This window comes from Longicatena sp. (assembly GCF_982403165.1).
This window is the reverse complement of record NZ_CEVYEL010000089.1, coordinates 1-7,102: the sequence shown is the minus strand read 5'-3', so window position 1 is coordinate 7,102 and position 7,102 is coordinate 1. Positions and strand designations below refer to the sequence as shown.

Annotated in this window: 10 protein-coding genes and 2 tRNA genes; 8 read left to right on the top strand and 4 right to left on the bottom strand. The window is 36.5% G+C overall.

Translation table 11 applies throughout. The annotated features are described in order from the left end of the window. Positions 1-816: 816 nt before the first annotated feature. Positions 817-1,275 (top strand): GNAT family N-acetyltransferase, encoded by a 459-nt coding sequence (locus tag AC1VS3_RS12440; protein ID WP_008689884.1) that lies wholly within the window; start codon positions 817-819, stop codon positions 1,273-1,275. Between the two features lie 160 nt (positions 1,276-1,435). On the opposite strand, the gene AC1VS3_RS12435 is transcribed toward AC1VS3_RS12440, so the two are convergent. Further along, the gene (locus AC1VS3_RS12435) at positions 1,436-1,627 is read right to left on the bottom strand and encodes a hypothetical protein (protein ID WP_039996165.1); all 192 of its coding nucleotides are present in this window, start codon (positions 1,625-1,627) and stop codon (positions 1,436-1,438) included. A 101-nt stretch (positions 1,628-1,728) separates the two neighbouring features. Here AC1VS3_RS12435 and AC1VS3_RS12430 point away from each other — a divergent pair, with 101 nt between their 5' ends. From AC1VS3_RS12430 to AC1VS3_RS12405, 6 genes are all read left to right on the top strand, one after another. Next, complete coding sequence (locus AC1VS3_RS12430) at positions 1,729-2,715, top strand: LolA family protein (protein WP_008689881.1); 987 nt, start codon at positions 1,729-1,731, stop codon at positions 2,713-2,715. Further along, positions 2,715-3,047 carry a type II toxin-antitoxin system PemK/MazF family toxin gene (locus AC1VS3_RS12425; protein ID WP_008689879.1) on the top strand — a complete coding sequence of 111 codons (333 nt, stop codon included), beginning with the start codon at positions 2,715-2,717 and terminating at the stop codon, positions 3,045-3,047. Before AC1VS3_RS12430 ends, AC1VS3_RS12425 begins: the two co-directional genes overlap by 1 nt. 210 nt (positions 3,048-3,257) lie before the next feature. Then, positions 3,258-3,333, top strand: a tRNA-Asp gene (locus tag AC1VS3_RS12420). Between the two features lie 5 nt (positions 3,334-3,338). Beyond that, positions 3,339-3,412 (top strand) — tRNA-Gly (locus tag AC1VS3_RS12415). A 337-nt stretch (positions 3,413-3,749) separates the two neighbouring features. Continuing rightward, positions 3,750-4,181 (top strand): hypothetical protein, encoded by a 432-nt coding sequence (locus tag AC1VS3_RS12410; protein ID WP_008689877.1) that lies wholly within the window; start codon positions 3,750-3,752, stop codon positions 4,179-4,181. Further along, positions 4,151-4,990 (top strand): AAC(3) family N-acetyltransferase, encoded by an 840-nt coding sequence (locus tag AC1VS3_RS12405; protein WP_119983503.1) that lies wholly within the window; start codon positions 4,151-4,153, stop codon positions 4,988-4,990. The genes AC1VS3_RS12410 and AC1VS3_RS12405 overlap by 31 nt, the downstream gene beginning before the upstream one ends. Here the strand turns inward: AC1VS3_RS12405 and AC1VS3_RS12400 are convergent. The 3 genes from AC1VS3_RS12400 to AC1VS3_RS12390 form a co-directional block, all read right to left on the bottom strand. After that, the gene (locus AC1VS3_RS12400) at positions 4,957-5,406 is read right to left on the bottom strand and encodes a GAF domain-containing protein (protein ID WP_438861552.1); all 450 of its coding nucleotides are present in this window, start codon (positions 5,404-5,406) and stop codon (positions 4,957-4,959) included. The genes AC1VS3_RS12405 and AC1VS3_RS12400 overlap by 34 nt on opposite strands. Positions 5,407-5,651: 245 nt before the next feature. Continuing rightward, on the bottom strand, positions 5,652-5,936 hold the full coding sequence (locus AC1VS3_RS12395) for a spore coat protein (protein ID WP_017144562.1): 285 nt from the start codon (positions 5,934-5,936) through the stop codon (positions 5,652-5,654). Then, positions 5,933-6,148, bottom strand: coding sequence for a hypothetical protein (locus AC1VS3_RS12390; protein ID WP_008979731.1), 216 nt, complete (start codon positions 6,146-6,148; stop codon positions 5,933-5,935). Before AC1VS3_RS12390 ends, AC1VS3_RS12395 begins: the two co-directional genes overlap by 4 nt. 104 nt (positions 6,149-6,252) lie before the next feature. Here AC1VS3_RS12390 and AC1VS3_RS12385 point away from each other — a divergent pair, with 104 nt between their 5' ends. After that, the gene (locus AC1VS3_RS12385; RefSeq protein ID WP_008979732.1) at positions 6,253-6,795 is read left to right on the top strand and encodes a DUF402 domain-containing protein; all 543 of its coding nucleotides are present in this window, start codon (positions 6,253-6,255) and stop codon (positions 6,793-6,795) included. Positions 6,796-7,102: the final 307 nt, after the last annotated feature.

The following is a 7,102-nucleotide window of genomic DNA, read 5'->3' as shown; positions in this document are numbered from 1 at the left end:
ACGCCCCGAGGGATTTTCACCCTAGATATGTGGCATGCCCGCCACACATAAAAAACAGATTTGCTTATTAAACAAATCTGTTTCACAGTATCTGAATATGCAAAGGTAGTTAATAAACATTAAGTTAATCCTGCAGGTTAGTTCCAATTAAAGCATATTTTATATACTATGCACCGTCGTATGCAGTTTCTTACATACGGTGATAAGAAGTCGAAAACTTGTTTCCTCCTATGCGATTGTATATCGAATTTATAATAAATTCTCTTTCCTGTGGATTATCGTGTTTCCTCTTTCATATCAAAAACTTTAATGGAAAACGATATATATTAATAAAACCATAAGTAAAAAGAAGAATCTATCAATCACTTGAGAAATCGTTGATAATAAATAGAAAATTCTTAGTTTTAGCTTAACTTCCATTTGTTTTTGCATAATTTTAATGGCTACAAGTATGCCAGCCATGACCTCTATCTAATTGAAAAAGTCTTTGTGGGTTTTGATTGCTTAATGAATGATAAGTATTATCAGTGATGGTAATGAAATTTGTTCAATAGTTTTTTTATAAAGTTTATATGTTATCGTTTTCGATATGTTTCTTTCTTCTTTTATGTTTAAGATAGAACCATTCTATGGTATCATATTCTCTAGATTATCAAATAATCCTAGCAAGTCTTTCCGATATAATGCATTACATATGTGATGGTGGTATGGTTGTTTTTTGATTTGATTATGGAATATTAAAATCAAGGAGATAAAATTCAAAGAGATAAAAGAGATAATAAAAAGGCTAAACAGTGAAAAAGAAAGGAAAAACACATGGAAATTCAAGTAGTATATGAGCATAACTTCGCGGATGCTAAAATCGTTCGTCAAGAAGTATTTGTAGAAGAACAAGGGTTCATGATGGAATTTGATGAAATTGACAATCATGCCATTCATGTGACTTTATATCTAGATAAAGTCTTAGCAGGCTGTGCACGGATGTATGCGGATATAGAAAAAGATGTTATGCGTATCGGGCGGATAGCCTTACGCAAGCCATATCGTAAACAAGGATTTGGCAAGGTACTTGTCGAAAGCTGTGAAGCGTATGGCAAAAAACACAAAGCAAAAGCCTTTGTGCTGGATGCGCAATGTCGTATGCTAGGTTTTTATGAAAGACTTAATTATCAGGTAGATGGAGAAATCCATATGGATGAACATGTCCCACATGTACAAATGCGAAAGACGTTAAAAGACGAACAATCGCATGAAGAGTTTGATTTCAACACATAAATATAAAACAATGGTAATAGCAGGTTTTGATATACCTTGTAGCATATGGAGAAAACAAAAAGATGAATAAAAATTGATCTTCTTGTGATAACATTATGAACATAAAACAGTATTTAAAAACCTAAATTTATCGCACATGCAAATGAGGATAATATAACGATCAATCTTCGCGGCGAAACAAAAGGATATTAAGAAAGCCACATAAGCCGGCAAGAAAGGCATACAAACTCTCTATCCAGGGACTATACGAGAGGATATCGGTAAAGGTATGCAGATGAAATAAAACGGAAAACGCGTATTGAAGACAAATAAAAATAGAAAGGGCCAGAACTAGTTTCTGGTATTTTTTCATGTTGATCACCTGTTTCTACTCTATGAAAAGCCAAAGGAAATATGAATGAAATTCCTATGCGACGCATAAATTAGGATGAGCAGGAAGGGAGCAGATGCAGCATGAAAACAAAAATCATCGCTGGTATCGGTATTGCGATACTAGCAGTCGCACTCATCTTTACCATGAAACCAAAATCCTTCAGTGATGAATTTGCGCAGACCATGAAGGATATGGACTCTTACATCTTACAAGGAAATATGGAAATCACAAAAGGTGAGGATGTGAAAGCCTATGCGTTGGAAGTTGGCTATGAGAAAGGTGAAAAAGATTATTTTAAGGTTTCTTTAACAGATAAGGAACTGAATCAGGAACAAATCATACTACGCAACGACGCAGGCGTCTTCGTTGTGACCCCAAGCTTAAATCAAGTGTTTAAATTTGAAGGTGATTGGCCGATGAATTCACCAAAGCCATACTTATTGCAATCAATAGCGGACATCGTCAAACAAGAAAATGCCACAATAAAAAAGCAGAAGGATGGAACACTGGTAAGTGCTAAGGTTAGCTATCCCAATAATAAAAACTTTGATCATGAGGATATCATGTTTGATAAAAATGCCAAACTTAAGTGGCTTCAAATTTATAATAAAGATAATACCTCTGAATTAAAAATTGTCTTTACGAAATGTGAATATGATGCCAAGATCAAAAAGGATTATTTCAAAGCACCTGCCGTTATAGAAAAGAAGGCGAGTGCCAGCGTCATCAGTGAACAGGATTTACCACTATATCCGGTACAGGTATTTTCATCGGAACTGAAAAGTGCCAATCAGATGAAGGTTAATGGGGAAGTGAAACATGTTTTAGAGTATCATGGTGATAAAAATTTTACCGTTGTCGAAACCAAAAAAGAGGTGCCTAAAGATACACAAACGGTCATCATGCCGGGAGAGATGATTGATGCAATGGATGTTGTGGGATTTTATGATGGAAATCATATGAGTGTGGTATATGATGGTGTAGAGTTCTCCGTATTCTCCGATGAGTTGGGTCCGGAAGAAATGATGGAGGTTATCAACAGCATGCAGGTGGCTGTGATGAAATAATGATCAAACGGGGAGATGTATATTATGCAGATCTGTCACCTGTCATTGGCAGTGAACAAGGTGGGGTACGGCCGGTAGTGGTCGTGCAGAACGATAAGGGAAATCGTTATTCTAAAACAATCATCATTGCGCCGATTTCAAAAAAGATGTCAAAACCGCCAATTCCTACACATGTGATTTTCAGTGATGATTCATTGAGCTATGTGTCCATGATCTTATGTGAACAGCTGCGGACGATAGATAAGAAACGATTGGGGCAGTGGATTTGTACATTAGATGATAAAACAATTGAAAAAATAAATAAAGCAATACGTGTGAGTCTGGCATTATAGGGAGTGTGAAGGCACTCCCTTATGATATGAAAACGGCACTGTTGATGAAGATGGAAGGTATGACAATGATGATGAAGAGGGGAATTTTCACATGATATATAAAACATTAAAAAAATTAAAAAAAATTTAAAAAAGCTGTTGACAGAAAAAAAATCAGATGGTATTATATACGGGCACTGGCGGTAACAAAGCTGTCAGTTAAATATACAAGGTCCAGTGGTGTAGTGGTTAACATGCCTCCCTGTCACGGAGGAGATCGTGGGTTCGAGTCCCATCTGGACCGCCATTTTTGCAGATGTAGTTCAATGGTAGAACACAGCCTTGCCAAGGCTGATACGGGGGTTCAATTCCCCTCATCTGCTCCATTAATAACTACGTACTCTCATGAAAATGAGAGTTTTTTTATGCTTATTTATGAAAGATGAGGGGAATTTTTGCGGTCCAGATGGGTTTTAGGGCGTGTTTGGTCTATTTTTGTTGGGAGGCATGCTGTAATCAACGTGTTTTTTTATGTGGTTGATTAAGAAAGTATGAATTATATGGCGCTGCTATGTCAGCACGAACCCCCGTCATAAGCAAATAGCTGTAACCATCGTTCTAGGATAAGATTTATTGCGAAATATCATTTTTTTAGATTAAATGCGTAGAACTGGCGAATTCTGTGCTAAAATAAAAACAGCATCATCAAAAGGGGGCAGGAATATGAAAAAAGTAATATTCGTCATGCTGATTGTATGTCTGTTAGCTGCTTGCTCACCATCATCAAAAAAAGGACCTATCGAAGTGAGTGCAGCGGAGGTTCTTGAGAAATTAAGTGACGAAAGACAGAATTCATTTCTATTATATGTGATAAGCGATGACTGTTACTCCTGTGATGAATATCAAAAGGTCATAGAGGAAATAGAAAAACAACAGCCGTTTGAAGTGTATTATCTGCATATAAACCTAAAGGAAAAGGATGCAGATGTAAAGAAGATGTTAGATGAATTAAAAGTTACGACCGGTGTTTTGCGCCAGTTACCAACAACCTATTATTTTTATCAGGGGACGTTGCAGGCCGAAAACAGGAAAGAAGGATATTTAGAAAAGAAGGATCTGATAGCATGGCTGAAAAATTTACATATATTACATTAGATGAAGAACCGGAAACGGTTGTATCTACCAAAGAAGATATTTGTGCGCAATTAGAATCTTTGGGTATACAACGTGGTATGGTGATTTTGGTCCAGGCGGATATGAAAAAATTAGGTTATCTCATAGGTGGTGAACAGATGCTGATTGAGGCATTGATGGAAACAGTAGGTTATGAAGGGACTATCGTTATGCCGACTTTTACACCACAGATGGCTGATCCAGCCTGCCAAAAGAAACACATTGCCCGTATGTATTGGGAGGATGTGCGTCAGCATGCCTTGCCCTTTGATAAAAAATTAAGCGCACCCGAAAAAGCAGATGCGCTCATTTATCAGTTTTTACGCAATGAAGGCGTAGTTCGTTCATATCATCCATTATATAGCTTTGCGGCTTGGGGAAAATACGCCAAAATATTATGTGATAAGCATCCTTTGCACTTTGGTTTAAATCAGGATTCACCATTAGGTAAAGTATCTGAATTTAATGGTTATGTCGTACTTTTGGGCTGTGATTACAATAACTGTGTCATGTTTCAATTAGCCCGCTATCATGGAGAACAGCTTCCTATTAAACTTATCAGTGCTCCGATTGAAAATAATTCACGTGTACAGTGGAAAGATATGCTAGAACTTGATTTCACGAAACAGGACATGGGAGAAATCGGTGAAATCATGGAAGATAAGAGTGTCGTAAGAACGACTTACATAGGTACGGCAAAGTGTCGTTTCTTCTCTAGCAGAGAAGCTGTCACCTTAGCAAGCTCCTATTTTCATATTCATAATGATGAAATAAGTATGTTAGAAAATTGATTAAGCATGTCTTCATCTTCCTGCGTGAAGCGAGAAGGTGAATAAGAGTCAATGTCCAAAACACCCAGCAGGGTGTTTTCTTTTACTAAGGGGATTACTATTTCAGAATTACTTGCACTGTCACAGGCGATATGGCCGCTAAATTGATGAACATCATCTACACGCAGAATCTTGCGTTTTACAGCTGCTGTTCCACATACTCCTTTTCCCATTGGAATATGCATGCAGGCGACTTTCCCCTGAAAAGGGCCAAGTACCAATTCATCATGTTTATATAAATAAAATCCAGCCCAGCTAATATCGGGTAAGTATTGATATAATAAAGCAGCTGCATTTGCCATATTGGCAATTTCATCATGTTCATCCATTAATAAGCCACGCAGACTCGTTAATAAGGTTTCATATTCATTGTTCATCATTATACTACCTCCATGACAGTATCGTATCACATTTTTCATAAAGCGGAAATGAAAAAAGCATGTTCTGTGCAAGATGATGGATAGCTAAAAAGATAACTCAGGATAAGTGCGTAATACTGCTTAATAAATGGCTGTATCATTGGATTTTATCTTCATCATAAAAAAGTATATGTTTGTATCTTTATTCATACTTCTTATCTATAGAGGCCCCCAGAAAATGGGGCATAGAAAAAAGATAAGCTCTATTCACAGAGCTCATCTTCCATTTTACTAAATTTTGTATAGGCTTTTGAGATGTTCTTCTCAGAATCTGAGGTCATCTTATACCAGCCTTGTTCTTTCATCATTTCATAAACCTTGCGCTGTTGAGCAGAAAGATCTTGATATAGCGTATCTACTTCTTTAAAAAGTTCTTCATTACTTGCTTCCTGTGAAAAAGTGTTGTATTCACTCTTCATATGTTTCAAGGTTACTAACAGGTTGGTCGCAATCTCTTTATCGCTGTAATTATTAGTTGATCCACTCATTCTTTTACCTCCTTTTGCAAAAGTTCTACCATTGTATGATAATGTTTAGCAAGATTCGTATTGACCTCCTCAAAGCAGGTTTTCACTTCTTCATTTTGAATCATTGTGACATCATTGGTAATTCTTTTGTTTAAGACAAAGGTCTGATCCAGCAGGTCTTCTAAATATAAGACATCTTTAGGTGTTAACATAGCATCACACGCATGAAACATTGCTCATGCTTCTCCTTTCATTTCTAGTATGGGAAGAGATTGAAAATGTATTCTATGATTTTTTATGATATTTTGCTATAATAAAAAAACGTTAGGAGGCAGACATGGAATTACAAGAAAATCAATATGTATATATTCAAAGTTATAAACATGATGGCAGTCTGCATCGGACATGGGCAATGGGATACGTGCTTGAGGCAAATGAAAAACGTATCGTTGCTGTCACGAATCGTACTTTGGTAAGTGAATCAGACGGTCGTAAGTGGGTGACCAGAGAACCGGCAATCTGCTTTTTCTATCCAGATAAATGGTATAATGTCATTTGCATGATTCGTAAAACCGGCATTCATTATTATTGCAATCTAGCATCGCCTAGTATTTATGATGGTGAGGCAATTAAGAATATTGATTATGATTTGGATGTGAAGGTATCGCCAACAGGAAAAACGATGTTGTTAGATGAGGATGAATATGAACAACATGCAAGGGAAATGGCATACAGCAAAGCGTTGGATCGTGCAATTCATAAAGGACTGGATCGTTTGATGGTGGATATTCGATTGCGGAATTCGCCTTTTGAACATCATGAAATTAATGCATTGTATGAGCGATATTTGGCATGTATGGAGTTGGAGAAGAAGCAGTGATTTCAAAAATGTAGTAAAACTGTGAACGGATAAGTATAGGTGACTTGTTGTAACGCAGCAATAACGTAACTGATATTATATAGATGACGTATGTGATGCAGGTGGTGGATGCTTGATCTTGCATTAAAAACTTGAAAGAATTAGGTAAAATAAAAACAGCAATATAAAAAAATGAAAAAACTAAAAATTATCGTTGACATCGAAAATAAAGTGTTGTATTATATACGAGCGCTAAGCGAAAGCGAAGTGCAAATCGGTCTTTGAAAACTGAACAGGAAACGTCAATTTCAATGAAAAAGAGAAGAAA

Coding starts and splice junctions, on each gene's coding strand:
- AC1VS3_RS12440 (WP_008689884.1), top strand. CDS start 817: ATGGAAATTCAAGTAGTATATGAGCATAACTTCGCGGATGCTAAAATC.
- AC1VS3_RS12410 (WP_008689877.1), top strand. CDS start 3,750: ATGAAAAAAGTAATATTCGTCATGCTGATTGTATGTCTGTTAGCTGCT.
- AC1VS3_RS12395 (WP_017144562.1), bottom strand. CDS start 5,936: ATGAGTGGATCAACTAATAATTACAGCGATAAAGAGATTGCGACCAAC.
- AC1VS3_RS12430 (WP_008689881.1), top strand. CDS start 1,729: ATGAAAACAAAAATCATCGCTGGTATCGGTATTGCGATACTAGCAGTC.
- AC1VS3_RS12435 (WP_039996165.1), bottom strand. CDS start 1,627: ATGAAAAAATACCAGAAACTAGTTCTGGCCCTTTCTATTTTTATTTGT.
- AC1VS3_RS12405 (WP_119983503.1), top strand. CDS start 4,151: ATGGCTGAAAAATTTACATATATTACATTAGATGAAGAACCGGAAACG.
- AC1VS3_RS12425 (WP_008689879.1), top strand. CDS start 2,715: ATGATCAAACGGGGAGATGTATATTATGCAGATCTGTCACCTGTCATT.
- AC1VS3_RS12385 (WP_008979732.1), top strand. CDS start 6,253: ATGGAATTACAAGAAAATCAATATGTATATATTCAAAGTTATAAACAT.
- AC1VS3_RS12390 (WP_008979731.1), bottom strand. CDS start 6,148: ATGTTTCATGCGTGTGATGCTATGTTAACACCTAAAGATGTCTTATAT.
- AC1VS3_RS12400 (WP_438861552.1), bottom strand. CDS start 5,406: ATGAACAATGAATATGAAACCTTATTAACGAGTCTGCGTGGCTTATTA.